This window comes from Salinispora tropica CNB-440 (assembly GCF_000016425.1).
Classification (GTDB): Bacteria; Actinomycetota; Actinomycetes; order Mycobacteriales; family Micromonosporaceae; genus Micromonospora; species Micromonospora tropica.
This window is the reverse complement of sequence record NC_009380.1, coordinates 4854431-4870092: the sequence shown is the minus strand read 5'-3', so window position 1 is coordinate 4870092 and position 15662 is coordinate 4854431. Positions and strand designations below refer to the sequence as shown.

At 72.7% G+C, this 15662-nt stretch carries 16 protein-coding genes; 10 read left to right on the top strand and 6 right to left on the bottom strand.

Annotated elements, in window-relative coordinates; translation table 11 throughout:
* Window position 1 precedes the first annotated feature (1 nt).
* From STROP_RS21685 to STROP_RS21675, 3 genes are read right to left on the bottom strand one after another with little or no spacing between them, the layout of a single operon-like run.
* Window positions 2-3172, bottom strand: coding sequence for an ATP-binding protein (locus STROP_RS21685; RefSeq protein WP_012015491.1), 3171 nt, complete (start codon window positions 3170-3172; stop codon window positions 2-4).
* Window positions 3173-3206: 34 nt separating this feature from the next.
* A complete protein-coding gene (locus STROP_RS21680; protein ID WP_012015490.1) occupies window positions 3207-3569 on the bottom strand; it encodes a hypothetical protein in 363 nt (120 codons plus the stop codon).
* A 14-nt stretch (window positions 3570-3583) separates the two neighbouring features.
* The gene (locus tag STROP_RS21675) at window positions 3584-3895 is read right to left on the bottom strand and encodes a hypothetical protein (protein WP_018831172.1); all 312 of its coding nucleotides are present in this window, start codon (window positions 3893-3895) and stop codon (window positions 3584-3586) included.
* Between the two features lie 337 nt (window positions 3896-4232).
* On the opposite strand from STROP_RS21675, the gene folP reads away from it, so the two are divergent.
* The 6 genes from folP (at window position 4233) to STROP_RS21645 (ending at window position 8224) form a co-directional block, all read left to right on the top strand.
* Window positions 4233-5105 (top strand): dihydropteroate synthase, encoded by an 873-nt coding sequence (folP, locus tag STROP_RS21670; RefSeq protein ID WP_018832175.1) that lies wholly within the window; start codon window positions 4233-4235, stop codon window positions 5103-5105.
* Window positions 5102-5464, top strand: coding sequence for a dihydroneopterin aldolase (gene folB / locus STROP_RS21665; protein ID WP_012015488.1), 363 nt, complete (start codon window positions 5102-5104; stop codon window positions 5462-5464). The genes folP and folB overlap by 4 nt, the downstream gene beginning before the upstream one ends.
* Window positions 5461-5988 carry a 2-amino-4-hydroxy-6-hydroxymethyldihydropteridine diphosphokinase gene (gene folK / locus STROP_RS21660; protein WP_012015487.1) on the top strand — a complete coding sequence of 176 codons (528 nt, stop codon included), beginning with the start codon at window positions 5461-5463 and terminating at the stop codon, window positions 5986-5988. Before folB ends, folK begins: the two co-directional genes overlap by 4 nt.
* Window positions 5989-6055: 67 nt before the next feature.
* On the top strand, window positions 6056-6547 hold the full coding sequence (locus tag STROP_RS21655; RefSeq protein ID WP_026275299.1) for a DUF3180 domain-containing protein: 492 nt from the start codon (window positions 6056-6058) through the stop codon (window positions 6545-6547).
* Between the two features lie 120 nt (window positions 6548-6667).
* On the top strand, window positions 6668-7870 hold the full coding sequence (locus STROP_RS21650) for an ABC transporter permease (RefSeq protein WP_012015485.1): 1203 nt from the start codon (window positions 6668-6670) through the stop codon (window positions 7868-7870).
* Window positions 7871-7918: 48 nt separating this feature from the next.
* Window positions 7919-8224 carry a hypothetical protein gene (locus tag STROP_RS21645; RefSeq protein ID WP_012015484.1) on the top strand — a complete coding sequence of 102 codons (306 nt, stop codon included), beginning with the start codon at window positions 7919-7921 and terminating at the stop codon, window positions 8222-8224.
* On the opposite strand, the gene STROP_RS21640 is transcribed toward STROP_RS21645, so the two are convergent.
* Window positions 8202-9257 carry an ABC transporter ATP-binding protein gene (locus STROP_RS21640; RefSeq protein WP_012015483.1) on the bottom strand — a complete coding sequence of 352 codons (1056 nt, stop codon included), beginning with the start codon at window positions 9255-9257 and terminating at the stop codon, window positions 8202-8204. The two genes, STROP_RS21645 and STROP_RS21640, sit on opposite strands and share 23 nt — an antisense overlap.
* A gap of 2 nt (window positions 9258-9259) precedes the next feature.
* Here STROP_RS21640 and STROP_RS21635 point away from each other — a divergent pair, with 2 nt between their 5' ends.
* From STROP_RS21635 to STROP_RS21620, 4 genes are all read left to right on the top strand, one after another.
* Complete coding sequence (locus STROP_RS21635) at window positions 9260-9949, top strand: ABC transporter permease (RefSeq protein ID WP_012015482.1); 690 nt, start codon at window positions 9260-9262, stop codon at window positions 9947-9949.
* Entirely contained in the window at window positions 9946-10680 is a 735-nt protein-coding gene (locus tag STROP_RS21630) for an ABC transporter permease (RefSeq protein ID WP_012015481.1), read from the top strand. Before STROP_RS21635 ends, STROP_RS21630 begins: the two co-directional genes overlap by 4 nt.
* Window positions 10681-10862: 182 nt before the next feature.
* Window positions 10863-11867 (top strand): glycine betaine ABC transporter substrate-binding protein, encoded by a 1005-nt coding sequence (locus STROP_RS21625; RefSeq protein ID WP_028564891.1) that lies wholly within the window; start codon window positions 10863-10865, stop codon window positions 11865-11867.
* 71 nt (window positions 11868-11938) lie between these two features.
* The gene (locus tag STROP_RS21620) at window positions 11939-13411 is read left to right on the top strand and encodes a hypothetical protein (RefSeq protein WP_026275297.1); all 1473 of its coding nucleotides are present in this window, start codon (window positions 11939-11941) and stop codon (window positions 13409-13411) included.
* Between the two features lie 37 nt (window positions 13412-13448).
* Here STROP_RS21620 and STROP_RS21615 read toward each other — a convergent pair whose 3' ends face one another.
* Both STROP_RS21615 and STROP_RS21610 read right to left on the bottom strand, forming a co-directional pair.
* Window positions 13449-14615 carry an NADH-quinone oxidoreductase subunit D gene (locus tag STROP_RS21615; RefSeq protein WP_012015478.1) on the bottom strand — a complete coding sequence of 389 codons (1167 nt, stop codon included), beginning with the start codon at window positions 14613-14615 and terminating at the stop codon, window positions 13449-13451.
* The gene (locus STROP_RS21610) at window positions 14612-15628 is read right to left on the bottom strand and encodes an SAM-dependent methyltransferase (RefSeq protein ID WP_012015477.1); all 1017 of its coding nucleotides are present in this window, start codon (window positions 15626-15628) and stop codon (window positions 14612-14614) included. Before STROP_RS21610 ends, STROP_RS21615 begins: the two co-directional genes overlap by 4 nt.
* Window positions 15629-15662 lie beyond the last annotated feature (34 nt).

The window sequence follows — 15662 nt, the reverse complement described above, 5'->3', positions numbered from 1 at the left end:
CTCACGCCTCCAGATCCGCTACGACGGGCAGCACTCCAGCCGCGGCGGCGATCGCCGCCGGTGTGGTGTCGAGGTGGTCGAGCAGCCCGTCGACGTACGAGACATCGACTCGGACCTTCTGCACCCGCCCGTCCACGTCGCGCATGACGAACTCGCGGTAGCCGAGGCGGGCGGCCGAGGCACTGTCGGCGGCGGAGAGGGAGGCGAGGGTGGCCTCGTACCCGTCGTTGACCGGGACCCGCAGCAGGCGTAGCGCCTCGGAGGCGATCTCCTCGTCCTCGGCGATCCGTCCGACGAAGACCGTGGAGACCAGGTTCTGCACGTCGAGGCCGAGGATGTCCTTCGGGTTCTGCGAGGCGACCAAGGCGGCCAGGTTCCACTTGCGGGAGTCCCGGGCCAGCCGGACCAGGAACGACCGCCCCGAACGCCAACCCTCCATGAAGTGCGCCTCATCCAGCCCGACCAGCTTGCGCGACGACATCGAGCCGCCGTAGCAGCGGCGGACGGCGAGCCGGTGCGCGGTGTGCAGCATGGGCAGGGCGAGCGCCTCCTCCGCCGACCAGTACTCTCGCTCGATCTTGAGATCGGGGAGACGGAGCCCGGCCATCGTGATCACGGTGAGGGTGGCGTCCGGCCCGAGCAGCCCCTCCGGGGGACGGCCGAAGAAGAGCATGGCCAGCGGCATCTCGGCGGTGTCCAGCAGGAGGTTGGCCAGCTCCCGGCCGGCGTCGTCGTCGAGCTTGCCCAGGGTGGCGACGACGTCGTCCAGGGTGGCCGTCTCCTCCGCCGGTACCTGGCGTACGGCGTGCCGGAAGAGCGTGGCGGTGGAGGCCTCCCGAGCGACCTGTGGCGGTACCAGCATCATGCAGATGTCCTGGACCAGCATCCGGCGCTCGGCCCGGGCGTTGGAGACCGCGATCTCGAACTCCCGGTCGCCCGCGTCACCAGTGCTGAACTCACTGCGCAACGGCGTGGGGATCAGCGAGTACGGGGCGAGGGTGCCGGGCTCGGAGCCGGTCAGGTTCAGCACCCGCGCGTACGGGGCCAGCTCCGGCATGGCGCAGAGCCGGGCGAGCGGGCCGGAGGGGTCGAGCAGCGTCACCTGCACCCCGCGGCGGGCGGCGAGGTAGCCGAGGGCGCCGAGCAGGGTGGACTTGCCGCCGCCGGGCTCCGCCACGAAGACCCCGAGACCCGAGCGTTCCCGGACCTCCATCGGGAAGTGCAGGTCGAGGAAGACCGGCCGGCGGCAGGTGCCGGCGGTACGCCCGATCAGGTCGCCCCGGCGGTCCCCGACGGTCGAGGCGGCCTGCGGGAGCGCGGCGGCGAAGAGGTTGACCGGCATCCGGCGGACGTAGCCGGTGTTGGCGATCGGCTCGCCGGGGATGAACTCGCGGGCCAGCCAGTCCTGGTTCTTCGGGTGTTGGAGCGAGACCCGCAGCTCTCGGGAGTAGAGCTGGATCAGCCGGCGGGCGCGTTCCAGGCACTCCTCTCGGCTCCGACCACCGACGGCGAGTCGGTGCCAGCCGTGCGCGCGGGCGGATTCGACCGGCAGCCCGGTGGTCATCTCGTCGCCGATGACCAGGGCCCGCTCCGCGAGGCGCTCCAACTCGGGTGGGGCGTCGATGCCGTGCTCGGCGTAGTCGAGCTGCTGGGAGCGGATCATCCGCAGCCGGTGCTCCAGGTTACGGAAGGAGTCGCCGGAGCCGAGGATGTCGACCCGGCTGGACAACTCCATCGGCCAGGGCAGCCGCTCGTGGAAGTGCAGCCAGGGCTCGTGTCGTTCGGGGATCTCCAGCGGCTCCATCCGTCCCACGGCGAGGACGGCGACGTGCCCCTCCTCCCCGGTCATCCGGTTGACCAGCTTGACCGTGGACCCGTACGGGGTGCGGTAGCGCTCCACCTGTTCGGTCAGGGCGAGCAGGTCGCCGCGTTCCCAGTGCCCGTCGGTGACCGGGGAGAGTCGCCCGGGCGGGGACATGCAGAGCGCCACCGAGCGGTAGAGGAGCCACTCCAGCTCCGGTGTGGTGACCCGGCGTCCGCGCATGCCGAAGGCGCCCAGCACCTCGTCGAACTGCTCGACGGTACGGCCGAGCTTGCGTCGTTCGCTGTCGGCGACGCCGCGACCGAAGGTGCGGCGTACCCGCTCCACCAGTGAGTCGCCCAACGAGCGCCGGGCGAAGGTCACCCCCAGGTAGGTCTGTCCCTCGGCGTGGTTGACCGAGAGCAGGTGTCGTTGCGCGGCGACCAGATGATCTGCCCAGCTCGGTGTACCCGGGACGTCGGGTAGCGGTGCCCGGGTGTGGGTGTCGATGGTGCGGGCCCACTCGTCGGCCGGGAACGGGCGGGTGGTGCGGCGCAGGTGCAGGCGGAATCCGGCCAGTCCGGCGTACTGCTCGGAGATCGCCGAGAGCAGCGCCTCCCGCTCGGCGTCGGGACGGAAGGCCCAGCGCACCTCGGGTAGCCAGTACCAGGCGGTGACCGTGTTGGGGGTGAAGGTCAGGTGACCGGCGATCTCGGTGATGGCCAGCTCCACCGACGGGTCCCGGTCCCCAAATTTGATCTTTGGCGGCTTGACTCGTGCCGATTTGGTGGCGCGGTCCCGGCGGCCGGTGGAGCGTCGACCGGAGGGGGGTAGGTCCCGGGTGCCCGACTCGGGTCGCTCGTCGCGCTGCCGCTGCGGTTCGGTGTCGGCCGGCGGTGGGTCCGCTTCCTCGGTCTCCGGGCGGGCGAGCCGCTCGCCGGCCTGGTGCGGTACCCGGGTGGAGCGTGTGGCCGGCCCGGCCGGCGAGCGCTGCGCCCCGGTCGGTGTGGCGGGAGCGGCCGGTGCGGCGGGTGGATCCGCGGCGACGGGCTGCTGTGGGATGGTCGGCTGCTGTTCGCGCATCGCTGGCCGGCCCGGGGCGGTCCGCGCCGGGCGGGTCGCGCCGAACAGGTCGAGGAAGGGGGAGTCGATGTCGGTGCCCGCGGCCGGCGTCGGCTCCGTGGGGGTCCGCTGGTGCAGCGGGCGGGGTGCCTGGAAGACGCCGACCCCACCGTGGCCTGGGGAGGTGGCCCGGGCCGGGTCGTGCCGGGCCTCATCGAGCTCCGCAGCGTAGCCGTAAGACTGCGTTGAGTCACCTGAACTGGCGGCCGGCTGCCCGGCCGGGGGTCCCGGCGCGTAGTGGGAACTCATGCGACCGCCTCACCCGCGTCGTTGCACTGCCCGGTCATGCCAGTTCCTCTCGGATCCTGATCCGGCTGCCGACCAGGCGGGGGTCCCGTTGCTCGGCGGCCGGCTCCCGGGTGCGTCGCCAGTCGGTCAGCGCGGTGTGGATCACCATTCGCGCCGGCCGGTCCGGGTCGACGTACCGGAAGACGAACGAGGTGGTCACGATCGCGAGGGCGATCTCCCACGCCGGGAAGAGTTCGACCTGCAGCGTGAACAACCAGTGGATGAACATGTAGAGGGGAACGAGCAGGATGAAGAGCCCGTACTGGGCGTACGGGAGGTGGACCGGGAGGGTGTAGCCCGGTGGCCCGAGGTAGACCAGGCGAGCCCGGTAGATGTCGTCGTCGGTGCGCAGCCGCATGATCGTGACCGCGCCTATTCGAAGATCAGATCGATCAGGTAGTCGCCGACGAAGAAGAGGGTGGCGGCCCCGGCGATGAAGGCCAGGCCGACGATCGCGATGGCGGAGCTCGTCAGCACCTTGGAGATCTCGCCCCGGCTCGCCCGCCCGATGAAGATGACGCCCAGCACGGCCAGCAGGATCGGGGCGATCTTGCTGGCGAAGAAGGCGACGACGCCTTCGGTGTTGATGCCGGTGGGCGCGGGCTCGGCGAGCGGTGTCGAGCTCAGGGTGGTGAGAGCGTGGGCGGCGGACGATGCCGCCTCCGTCAGCTCGATGGCGATCACTGGAAACCTCCCCATTTCGCGGCCGGCGGCGCCGCGGCGGTGCAGTAGGCATGCCTGGCGGGAACGGTGCTCACGGTGCGGCTGTGCCGCCGCGGTCGTCACCCACCGCGAGGCGGTGGGTCCTGGGCGGATTTCCCGCTTCGGCCCTCCCTCCAGGCTTCGCCATCTCGATGCTCGGCAATTCCAAAGCGTACGGCCACCCACTGTCTGCGACAAGCCGCGAAGAATGACCCTGATCCGACTCTGTCGTCCGACCCCGTGCCGGCGCCGAAGCGCATGTCAGCGCCCCCGCGCCGGGTGGCGCGGGGGCGCCACCGAGGACCGGTACGGTCTTCTTGTGACCGATCTGGTGCAGGCCGCGTTCCCGGTGGTGATGGGCATCCTGAACGTCACGCCGGACTCCTTCTCCGACGGCGGACGCTACGCCGATCTCGATGCCGCCATCGCACACGGCGTGCGGCTGCGCGGCGACGGTGCCCACCTGGTGGATGTGGGTGGCGAGTCCACCCGGCCCGGGGCGGACCGGGTGGCCGCCGAGACCGAGGCGGCCCGGGTCCGGCCGGTGATCCGCGAGCTGGCCGCCGCCGGGGTGCCGGTCAGTATCGACACCACCCGGGCCCGGGTGGCCGAGCTGGCGCTCGCCGCCGGGGCGCGGGTGGTCAACGACGTCTCCGGTGGGCTCGCCGACCCGGATATGGCCCGGGTGGTACGGGATGCCGGCTGCCCCTGGGTGCTCATGCACTGGCGCGGGCACTCTCGCGAGATGAGGGAGCTGGCCCGCTACGGCGACGTCGTCGCCGACGTCAAGGCCGAGCTGGCGCAGCGGGTTGAAGCGGCCCTCGCCGCCGGGGTGGCAGCCGACCGCATCGTCATCGACCCGGGGCTCGGCTTCGCCAAGACCGCCGCCCACAACTGGGAGCTGAGCGCCCGACTGCCGGAGCTGCTGGCGCTCGGTTACCCGCTGCTCTTCGCCGCCAGCCGTAAGTCTCACCTGGGCGCGCTGCTCGCCGCCGACGGCGCCCCGCGACCGACCGAGGGCCGGGAGGTCGCCACCGTCGCCACCAGCGTGCTCGCGGTCGCGGCCGGCGCCTGGGGGGTGCGGGTGCACGACGTCCAGGCCACCGCCGACGCGCTGGCCGTCTGGCAGGCCACCGGGTCACCCCGACTGGCCGGCGCCTCCGGCACCCGAGCCAAGGGAGAACAGCGTTGACCGACCGCATCGAGTTGACCGGCCTGCGGGCGCACGGCCGGCACGGGGTGTATGACTTCGAACGGGCGCACGGGCAGGACTTCGTTGTGGACGCGCTCCTGGAGCTGGATCTCGCCCCGGCCGCCCGTTCGGACGAGGTGACCGACACCGTCCACTACGGCGAGTTGGCCGAGCGGCTGGCGGCGGTGGTGACCGGGGAGCCGGTCAACCTGATCGAGACCCTCGCCGACCGGCTCCTCACGGTCTGTCTGGCCGACGCCCGGGTCCGTACCGCCACGGTGACGGTGCACAAGCCGGAGGCCCCTATCTCGGGTAGCTTCACCGACGTGGCCGTCACCATGACCAGGTCAGCCCAGTGACCCGCGCCCTGCTCTCGCTCGGCAGCAACCTCGGTGACCGGGTCGACCACCTACGGTCGGTGGTCACCGCGCTGGGTGAGTCTGTGCTCCTGGTCTCCGGTGTCTACGAGACTCCGCCCTGGGGCGACCGCGACCAGCCCGCGTATCTGAACGCCGCGGTGCTGGCCGACGATCCCGAAGCGGCACCGGAGGACTGGCTGGCGCGGGCCCAGGCGGCCGAGCGCGCGGCCGGCCGTGAACGCGATCCGGCCCGGCGTTTCGGGCCCCGCACCCTCGACGTCGACATCATCGCGGTCTGGACCCAGGACGGCACACCGGTGCTCCGGGACGATCCCGAGCTGACGCTGCCGCACCCCCGCGCCCACCTGCGCGCCTTTGTCCTGCGGCCCTGGCTCGACCTGCAACCGTACGGGCGGCTGCCGGGCCACGGCTGGGTAACCGACCTGCTGAACTCGGCGCCGGTCGGCGCGGACGCGTTGGAGCTGCGTCCCTGCCCCGAAGTGGAGTTAGAGTCAACAGCATGAGGCAGCGGAGTCGGTGGGCATGACGCGGGCGAGGTCATCACCTCCGGATGGTGCGGGTCCCGGCCGGATGGGCCCCACCCGAATCTCCACACTGGTGGTCGCCGGCCTCGCCGCCGCCGGGGTGGCGTGGCTGTTGATCAGTCTTCTCTACTACGACTACCTTCCCGAGGACCTGCCCTGGCTGCCAGTGATCACCCTGGCCGGGCTCGCCGTGCTGGAGGCGTACGCCGCGGTGAACACCCGGGCCCGGATCGAGCGCCGGCCGGGCCGAGAGCCGGTGAATCCGCTGCTGGTTGCCCGTTTCGCGGTCCTGGCCAAGGCGTCCGCGCTGGCGGGCGCGATCTTCGCCGGCTTCTACGGGGGCCTGACCGGGTGGCTGTTCGTGGAGCGCACCCAGGCCGCGGCGAGCGACCGGAACGTGGCCGGGAGCAGCCTGCTCGCCGCCTTGGCGCTGGTGGCCGCCGCGCTCTGGTTGGAGCGCTCCTGCCGGGTTCCCGAGCAGGAGGATGACGAGGACCGCGAGCCCGGCGACCGGGAGGGCCGCTCCGGCCAGCGCTGAGCACGGGCTTCCGCCGTGCTGCCCACGCGGGTACGGTGCCTGCCACCGGAGCGTAACGGCCGCCCCGGATCGCTCCGCGCGTCGGGACCCGGGAGGGACGGCCAGGTGGAGGGCGGCTGCATGGGGTACGGCGAATCGGTGCGGGGTAACGCGGAGACCTCCCCCGGTGCCCACACCGTCGTCCATGGCCCGGATCCGGCCCAGATCGAGTCCGGTGGGGACCGGCTCGGCGTGCACGTCGTCTGGGAGCTCCTGCTCCTGGTGGGTGCGGTCGGGGTCGGGTACCTGCTCTGGCGGGAGAACCCGGACACGCTGCGGGGCGACGGCCTGCGGTCGCTGCTCGTCGACGGGGCGGTTCTCGGGTTGCTGGCCCTCGCCGCCGGGCTGAGCCTGCGTACCGCGGCGGTGAATCTGGCGATCGGGCCGGCGGCCGTCGCGGCGGCGCTGCACATGGCGGAGCAGGGGGACCGGGGTGCGGTGGCCGCCCTCGGCCCGGCGATCGCCGCCGGGGTGCTCGGCGGGCTGCTCTTGGCGTTCGTGGTGACGGTGCTGCACGTTCCCGCCTGGGCGGCCAGCCTCGCCGCCGGCGCGGCTCTCGTCGGGTACATCGAGCAGCGCAGTGGCCCTGTTCTGCCGCAGGGTAGCTACGACCCGACGAGCGACGCGCTGTACCTGTTCGCCGGATTCGCCGCGGTCGCCGTGCTCGGCGGGCTGTTCGGGGCGTTACGGCCGATCCGTCGGCTGGTCGGCCGGCTCCGGCCGGTTGCCGATCCGGCCCGCCGGCGGGGGGCGCTGGCTTCGGTGGTGGCCGGAGGGGCGCTGGTCGCCTCCAGCGTCCTGGCCGTGCTGGCCGGCGCCCTGCTGGGGACCCCCGCCGTCGGCCCGGTCGCTGTGGTGTCGGGGCTGGACTGGACCGTTTTGGCGGTGGGAACGGCGCTGCTCGCCGGCACCAGCGCCTTCGGCTGTCGGGGTGGCATTCTCGGTACCCTGCTCGCCGTTTCGTTGGTCACGCTCGTCCTCACGGACCTGCGGGCGAGCGGCCTCTCGGCGAGTCGCTGGGCGGTCGGGGCGGTGGTGCTCGGGGTGGGGCTGGTGGTCACCCGGCTGGTCGAGGCGTACGGCGGGTCGCGGGACGACCGGGGGGCGGTGGCCGACAGCCCCAATGTCGATGGGCAGCTGCACGCCGACTGGAGCGTGCGGCGGCCCGAGCCACTCACGGACTGGGCCGCGGCCCTGCCGCCCCAGCCCGCCGAGAGCCCAAGAGATCAGTGGGACCTCCCGGACTGGGGGACCGGACGGCACTGGGACCCCAGCCGCCGCTGACCCGCGTCTGGCAGGTCGGCGGGGAGCGCGACGGTTAGGCTCGGCCGCATGACCGACACATCTTCGACCTTCCCCGCCGGCCGGTCGTTCGAGGAGTTGGACGCACTCTCCACCGAGGAGCTGCGCGAGCAGGCGTTCGCGGTGGCGCGGGAGCGCCGTGACGTGCGGTTCTTCTGGTCGGTGCTGCGGCGCCTGCCGAACGCCGACGAGGCCGCCGCCCTCGATGGCGCGCCGAACTCGGTCGGGCCGACCATCGACGAGGCGGTGGCGCTGTGGCGGGAGCTGACCGGCCACGGCTACGAGGAGTCGGCGCCCCTGCTGCGGGCGGCCTTCATCGACTATCTGCGGGGGTGAACACCCGGTTGGGGGTGGGCGGCCGGCTCTGGTCGTCGGAGTGGCCCAGGGCGAGCAGCCGAGATCGGGTGAGGACACCCACGGGTTGCTCCTGGTCGGTCACCATCACCCGGTCCGCCGTGGAGGTCAACAGGACCCCCAGCGCGTCGTACGCCGATGCCCCGAGCGGCACCGTGGGGAGGTCGGCGGCGGTCGGGGTGGCGGAGACCGGCTCGACCGTCTCCCGGGTGACCGGGGTGACGGCCAGGCGCCGGATGCCTCGGTCGGCACCGACGAACTCCCGGACGAACGGGGTGGCCGGCGCGCCGAGCACGGCAGCCGGGGTGTCGTACTGCTCCAGGCGACCGCCCTCGGAGAGCACCGCGATCCGGTCGCCCAGCCGAACCGCCTCATCGAGGTCGTGCGTCACCAGCACGATGGTCTTGCGGACCTCGGCCTGTAGCCGCAGGAACTCCTCCTGGAGCCGGGTCCGGACGATCGGGTCGACCGCGGAGAAGGGCTCGTCCATCAGCAGGACCACCGGGTCCGCGGCGAGTGCCCGGGCCACGCCCACCCGCTGCCGCTGACCGCCGGAGAGTTCGTGCGGGTATCGGGCGCCGAACTGGGCCGGGTCCAGACCGACCAGTTCCAACAGCTCGGTGACTCGCTGCCGGCGGCGGTCCCGGGGCCAGCCGAGCAGCTGCGGCACGGTGGCGACGTTCGCGCTGATGGTCTGGTGCGGGAAGAGGCCGACATTCTGGATCACGTAGCCGATGCGGCGGCGCAGCCGGACCGGGTCAACCCGTGTGACGTCTGCCCCGTCGAGCAGGATCCGGCCGGCGGTCGGCTCGATGAGGCGGTTCACCATCCGTAGCACGGTCGACTTGCCGCAGCCGGAGGGGCCGATCAGCACCACCAGCTCGCCGGCGGCGACCTCCAGGGTCAGTTCGCGGACCGCCTCGGTGCCGTCCGGGTAGCGTTTGCCTATACTATCGAGGGAGATCGATGCCGCACGCGCCTCGTCGTCAGCGGATCCCCGCGGGGTAGCGTCCACACATGTCCTTCCGCCTGAGTTACCGGGCCGACCCGGGTAACCCGTGGTTCTCCTGGCAGTACGTGCGGGACAACTCTGACACGATCCTCACCGCGCTGCGCGAGCACACCTCACTAACCGTGCGAGCGGTGCTCATCGCGGTGCTGATCGCGGTGCCGCTGGCCGTGGCCGCGTACTGGTTCCGCGCTCTGTCCGGGCCCATCCTGGCGGTCACCGGTGTGCTGTACACCATCCCGTCGCTGGCGCTGTTCGCCTTCCTCGCGCCGTATCTGGGGATCGGGGTGGTGACCGTGCTCACCGTGGTGGCGCTCTACGCGCTGTTGGTGATTGTCCGCAACGCGCTCGCCGGGCTCACCCAGGTGCCGCCCGAGGTGCGGGAGGCGGCGGAGGGCATGGGGTACGGCCGCTGGGGGCGGTTGTTTCGGATTGAGTTGCCGCTGGCCATACCAGGTATCCTCACCGGGCTGCGCCTGGCGACGGTCTCGACGGTGGCGCTGGTCACCGTGGGGGTGGTCGTGGGGCGGGGTGGGCTCGGTCAGTTGATCTTCGCTGGCTTCCAGAACAACTTCTACAAGGCGCAGATCATGACCGGTACGCTGCTCTGCGTCCTGCTCGCCCTGGTGTTCGATCTCGCCCTGGCCGGTGTCGGACGGCTGCTCACCCCGTGGCTGCGCCGCCGGAGCGCGGCATGACCGTGGCGGCGGGGCCGATCGAGGCGGCGGTGATCTGGCTCAACGACCCGCTGAACTGGACCAACCCGGGCGGCATCCTGGACCGGACCGGTGAACATCTCGCCATCTCCGCGGCGGCGGTGCTTCTGGGCTGCCTGGTCGCGTGGCCGATCGGCCTCTGGCTCGGGCACACCGGGCGTGGTGGTGGGCTGGTCGTGCTGGTGGCCAACCTGACACTCGCCGTGCCGACACTGGCCCTGCTCACCATCCTGCCGTTGACCTTCCTGGGCTTTGGTCGGCCCCCGGTGGTGGTGGCGCTGGCGGTCTTCGCGGTCCCGCCGTTGCTGGCCAACGCGTACACCGGGGTGCGTGCGGTGGATCCGGAGGCCCGGGACGCGGCCCGGGGGATGGGCTTCTCCGGCTGGCAGCTCCTGCGTCGGGTCGAGCTGCCGCTGGCGGTGCCGTACCTGGCGGCGGGGTTTCGCACCGCGGCGGTGCAGGTCGTGGCCACCGCCGCGTTGGCCTCCTTCGTCAACGGCGGCGGCCTGGGGCAGATCATCCGGGCCGGTTTCGGCCTGGACATCGCCGCCGGCGGCGGGCAGATCCTTGCTGGTGGGCTGCTGGTGGCGGGGCTCGCCATGGTGGTGGAGCTGGTGTTGGCGCTGGTCGAGCGGCTGGTCACCCCGCGACCGCTGCGGACCCGGGGCCGGCGCGCGAGACGGCGCGCGGCCGAGGCGGTCAGCGGCGCCTGACCTGGGTGCCGTGGGCATCCGGCGTTCACCGTCGAGTGTCGGGTGACGATCTGGTGACGAAGTCCGACGGAGTTTGTCGTACCCGTCGCGAAGATGTTGGGTGGGAACGCGGGCGGCACCGATCGCCCGTCGGACACGCGGCCGGCGCAGGAGCCGTGCCGGGACACGGAAGGCGGGCAGACATGCACGCACGCACACGTTTGGCGATCGGCGCTGTCGGCGTCCTGACCACGGCCGGGCTCTTGACCGGCTGCGGCGAGGCCGGTTCGTCGGGCACGGACGCGCCCGAAACGGCGGCGGCGGGGGAAGGATGCGCCCCGGTGGCCGGCGACGAGCTGGTCGTGCTGACCGACGACAAGTCGCTGCAGAACAGCGACAACATCATCCCCGTGGTCAATGCCGACGCCGCGACCCCGCCGCTCATCGCCGCCCTGGACCAGGTCTCCGCGGTGCTGGACACGCCGAAGCTGATCCAGCTCAACAAGGCCGTCAACGAGGACCGCAAGACGCCCGCGGTCGCGGCGGCCGAGTTCGCCACCGCCAACGACCTCACCGCCGGCCTCGCGAAGGGGCCCGGCGGCACGATCACGGTCGGGGCCGCCAACTTCAGCGAGAGCGAGACCCTCGCCGAGCTGTACAAGATCGTGTTGGTCGCCGCCGGCTACGAGGTCGAGGTGCAGCAAATCGGCAGCCGTGAACTCTACGAGCCCGCCCTGGAGAAGGGCGAGATCCACGTCTTCCCCGAGTACGCGGCCACCCTGGCCGAGTTCCTCAACACGAAGGCGAACGGCGAGGGCGCCGAGCCGGTCTCCTCGCCGGACCTGGACGAGACGGTCGCCGCGCTGAAGGTGCTCGGCGCGGAGGCCAACCTGGCCCTCGGCGCGCCCGCCGCGGCCCAGAACCAGAACGCCTTCGCGGTCACGCGGGCCTTCGCCGACAAGCACGGCGTGCAGACCCTCACCGAGCTGGCCGAGAAGTGCTCTGGTCAGGAGACCGTCCTGGCGGGACCGCCGGAGTGCCCGCAGCGGCCGAAGTGCCAGGCCGGGCTGGTCGAGGTCTATGACTTCCGGGCCGGGTCGTTCAGCTCCCTTGATGCCGGCGGACCGCAGACGAAGAATGCCCTGAGGACCGGCGTCGCCAGTGTGGGTCTGGTGTTCTCCTCCGACGGAGCCCTCACCGTCGGCTGAGCCCTAAGGAGTGGCAGGGCGGGTTGCGCCGCCGTTCCCAGGCGGCGCAACTCTCGGTAGGCTGCACAGCCATGTCCGTCCCGGCCGTGACCAATGGCACACGCACCTCCTGGTTGCCGACGGCACTGTTCCGAGTCGGTGTGGCGTGCGCCCCGGTGGCGGTGTTGGTCCTGCTCGTCGCCGACAGCAACGGGCCGTTACGGGTCGCTGCCGTGCTGGCCATCCTGGCGGTCGTGCTGATCGGCCTGTCGATCGCGCTGCGCCCTGACGGCGGCACCGGGGTCGCCGAGTTGCGGGGCGAGATCGAACAGCTTCGCCACGAGCTGCACGGTGAGATCGTGGCGGCGGCCCAGCGGGGCAACCAGGCGCTCGACCAGGTGCAGCGCACCCAGCAGGCCGTTGTGGCGCTCGGCCGGCGCCTCGACGCCGGTGGCACCGCGTCGGCCGAGACCGGCGGTGCGCAGCGGGCACGGGTCCCGGTTGACATGCCGGCCGGGCGGGCGGTGGTTCCGGATGCCGATCGCCAGGGTGACCATGAGGGCGACCGGAGCCACGCGGATGACTCCCCACCCCAGGTCCACGTTCCGGGCGGCCACTCCGTCGCCGGGGCGGCCGGGGCGTACGCCGCGTTCCGCCCGCCGGCCGAGGAGCACGGGGCCGGGGACCGCCTCGCCGGTCAGCACGGCGCCGAGCGGGCCGCCGGCGCCGACGGTGGTGCCTGGTCGCCGGAGCCGGACGGCCGGCACGCCGCCCCCCTGCGCGGCGTGGTGCGACACACCGAGACGGTGCACGTCACCCGGCACACCGTTGTCGATGGCGCCCGGAACCCCTCCGGCGCCCCCTCCGGCGACTACGACCGACGGTGGCGGTCTGGCCCGGCCGCGCCGTCGTGGGCCGGGGACGGGGAGCGCCGATCCTGGTCCGGAGCCGAGGCCGGGACCGGGGACGGGGAGCGCCGCTCCTGGCCGGGCGCCGGCGACTCCGCCGACCGGTCGTGGTCGGAACGGGGCGGGTGGGCGCGCGACGATCGTGGGTCGGGCGAGCCACCGGAGGTCGCCCGGAGTCCAGCGCAGTGGGATGACCACGGCTGGGCCAGCCAGCCCAACGGCCGGGGCTGGGGCGGTGAGCGTTCTGACCGCGGTGCCGTTGACCAGCCTGGCGGGGAGCTCGAAGTGGGCGGTGATGTCGAGGGCGGGTACTGGTCGCAACTCCGTGCTGGCGACCGCTGGGCGGCGGTCCGCGAGGACGAGCGGGGGCACGAGCTGCGGCTGGGCGAGCAGCGGGCGCAGGCGCGCACGGATCGGGGCGGTGCCGAATACCGGGTGGACCAGCGGTGGGCCGCGGTCCGTCGGGACGAGCCCAGACGCGACCGCGCCGACGCTGGGCGGGGCGGGTGGTCCGAACCGGCGGAGTCCGCGCTGCCCCCGGCGTCCGCCGAGTGGGGGCCGCCCCGGCAGCGGCCGCCGGAGCCCCGATGGCAGCCCGAGCCCCGATGGCAGCCGGAGCCGGGCCGGCACGGCCGCGGGGACAACCGGTGGCGTTGACGGCGCCGGCAACGCTGCACGGACGCCGCCGGACCGCTCACTTGTCGATGTCGCCGACCACGAAGAACATTGAGCCGAGGATGGCGACCAGGTCCGGCACCAGGCAACCGGGCAGGAGGGTGGCCAGCGCCTGCACGTTGGCGTAGGACGCGGTGCGTAGCTTCAGCCGCCACGGCGTCTTCTCACCCCGGGACACCAGGTAGTACCCGTTGATACCGAGCGGGTTCTCGGTCCAGGCGTAGGTGTGCCCCTCGGGTGCCTTGAGCACCTTCGGCAGCCGGGTGTTGATCGGCCCGGTTAGCCGGTCCACCCGGTCCAGGCACTGCTCGGCGAGGTCCAGCGAGACGTACACCTGGTCGAGTAGCACCTCGAAGCGGGAGTGACAGTCCCCGGCGGTGCGGGTCACCACCGGCACGTCGAGCTGGTCGTACGCCAGGTACGGCTCGTCCCGGCGTAGGTCGAGGTCGAGGCCGGAGGCGCGGGCGACCGGTCCAGAGGCGCCGTACGCGGCGGCCTGGGCCGCCGAGAGCACCCCGACGCCGACGGTACGGGCCAGGAAGATCTCGTTTCGCCGGATCAGGTTGTCCAGGTCGGGCAGGCTCCGCCGGACCTCGCCGATAGCCGCCCGGGCCCGCCCGGTCCAGCCGGCCGGCACCTCCTCCTTGAGCCCACCGACCCGGTTGAACATGTAGTGGATCCGCCCGCCGGAGACCTCCTCGAGCGCCGTCTGGAGTGTCTCCCGTTCCCGAAAGGCGTAGAACATCGGGGTGATCGCCCCGATCTCCAGCGGGTACGACCCGAGGAACATCAGGTGGTTGAGGACCCGGTTCAGCTCGGCGAGCGCCATCCGGAGCCAGGTGGCCCGCTCCGGAACCTCCATCCCCAGCAGCCGCTCCACGGCGAGCACCACGCCGAGTTCGTTGGCGAACGCCGAGAGCCAGTCGTGTCGGTTCGCCAACACGATGATCTGCCGGTAGTCGCGGACCTCGAACAGCTTCTCCGCGCCCCGGTGCATGTAGCCGACGACCGGTTCGGCGCTCACCACCCGTTCGCCGTCGAGCACCAGCCGCAACCGGAGTACTCCGTGCGTCGAGGGGTGCTGCGGACCGATGTTGAGCACCATGTCCGTGCCGAGTTGCTCCCCACCGGCGCCGGTGCCGACGGTCAGTTCGCGGAGATCGGCGTCCGTGGTCATGCCTGTCATGGTGCCACGAGTGGGTCGAGGGTGACGCCGGCCGGCTGGAGGAGCCACCAGTGCCCGCCGAGGCCCGCCGGGTCGATCAGCTCGGCCACCGCCGACGCCGCGGAGAGGGCCCGGAGGTATCCCGCGGGGTCGGTGCTGGCCCGCTCCAATGGGGGGCGGCGGCCGTCGGCACCCAGCGCCCGCAGCGCCGTCCGCTGCGACACCAGGGTGTACGGGGCTCGCCCGACCTGCGCACCGGAGGCGGCGACCGAGTCCACGGCGATGTGCGCGGTGACGTCGCACGATCCGTCGGGTACCGGTGAGACCTGCCGCCCGTTCCGGTATCCGGTCAGGGTCCCGGTGGTCGGTCGGGCTTGTCGGAGGTGCCCGTAGTCCACCGTGACCGCCAGCCCCCGGTCGAGTCGCCCGAGGGCGTCCGCCCAGGCGTCGTCGCGGGTCCGGCCGATCTCGGCGCGGGTGCCCGGGTCGTCGTCGGCTGGCGGCGACCACCACCGGGTCAGCCAGTCGGCGTCTTCCGGGCTGACCGGAGTACCGACTGTCTCCTCGCCCGTGGCGGGGTCCACCAGGAGGTACCGCCAGCCCTCCGGGGTGGCCACGGCCAGGTCCAGCGGGACGTTGTCGAGCCACTCGGTGGCCAGCAGGAGGCCGGTGACGCCCGCGGGGATCTGGTTCGTCCAGGTGATCCCCGCGGGCAGGTCCGCGGGGCGCGGGGCGCGTTCGACGGCGGTGAGTCGCAGCCGGTCTGGGAGGGACGTGTCGGTGGCCCCGGCGATACTGACTTCCAGGGTGCGCAGCAGCTCACCCCGCCCCGCCCCGATATCGACGACCGCGAGCTGTTCTGGGTGGTCCAGGGCGGCGTCGACGGTGGCGATCAGCCGGTGCAGGGCCGCCGCGAACGCCGGGGAGGCGTGCACGCTGGTGCGGAAGTGATCGGCCGGGCCGGCGCCGGAGACGAAGAAGCCGTCCGGCCCGTACAGCGCCTGCTCCATCGCGTCCCGCCAGCGGATCGGCATCAGCCCCTCCTTCGGTTTGGCCGTCCCGGTTGCG

Coding starts and splice junctions, on each gene's coding strand:
- STROP_RS21685 (WP_012015491.1), bottom strand. CDS start 3,172: ATGAGTTCCCACTACGCGCCGGGACCCCCGGCCGGGCAGCCGGCCGCC.
- STROP_RS21680 (WP_012015490.1), bottom strand. CDS start 3,569: ATGCGGCTGCGCACCGACGACGACATCTACCGGGCTCGCCTGGTCTAC.
- STROP_RS21655 (WP_026275299.1), top strand. CDS start 6,056: ATGGGCCCCACCCGAATCTCCACACTGGTGGTCGCCGGCCTCGCCGCC.
- STROP_RS21650 (WP_012015485.1), top strand. CDS start 6,668: ATGGGGTACGGCGAATCGGTGCGGGGTAACGCGGAGACCTCCCCCGGT.
- STROP_RS21645 (WP_012015484.1), top strand. CDS start 7,919: ATGACCGACACATCTTCGACCTTCCCCGCCGGCCGGTCGTTCGAGGAG.
- STROP_RS21635 (WP_012015482.1), top strand. CDS start 9,260: ATGTCCTTCCGCCTGAGTTACCGGGCCGACCCGGGTAACCCGTGGTTC.
- STROP_RS21630 (WP_012015481.1), top strand. CDS start 9,946: ATGACCGTGGCGGCGGGGCCGATCGAGGCGGCGGTGATCTGGCTCAAC.
- STROP_RS21625 (WP_028564891.1), top strand. CDS start 10,863: ATGCACGCACGCACACGTTTGGCGATCGGCGCTGTCGGCGTCCTGACC.
- STROP_RS21620 (WP_026275297.1), top strand. CDS start 11,939: ATGTCCGTCCCGGCCGTGACCAATGGCACACGCACCTCCTGGTTGCCG.
- STROP_RS21615 (WP_012015478.1), bottom strand. CDS start 14,615: ATGACAGGCATGACCACGGACGCCGATCTCCGCGAACTGACCGTCGGC.
- STROP_RS21610 (WP_012015477.1), bottom strand. CDS start 15,628: ATGCCGATCCGCTGGCGGGACGCGATGGAGCAGGCGCTGTACGGGCCG.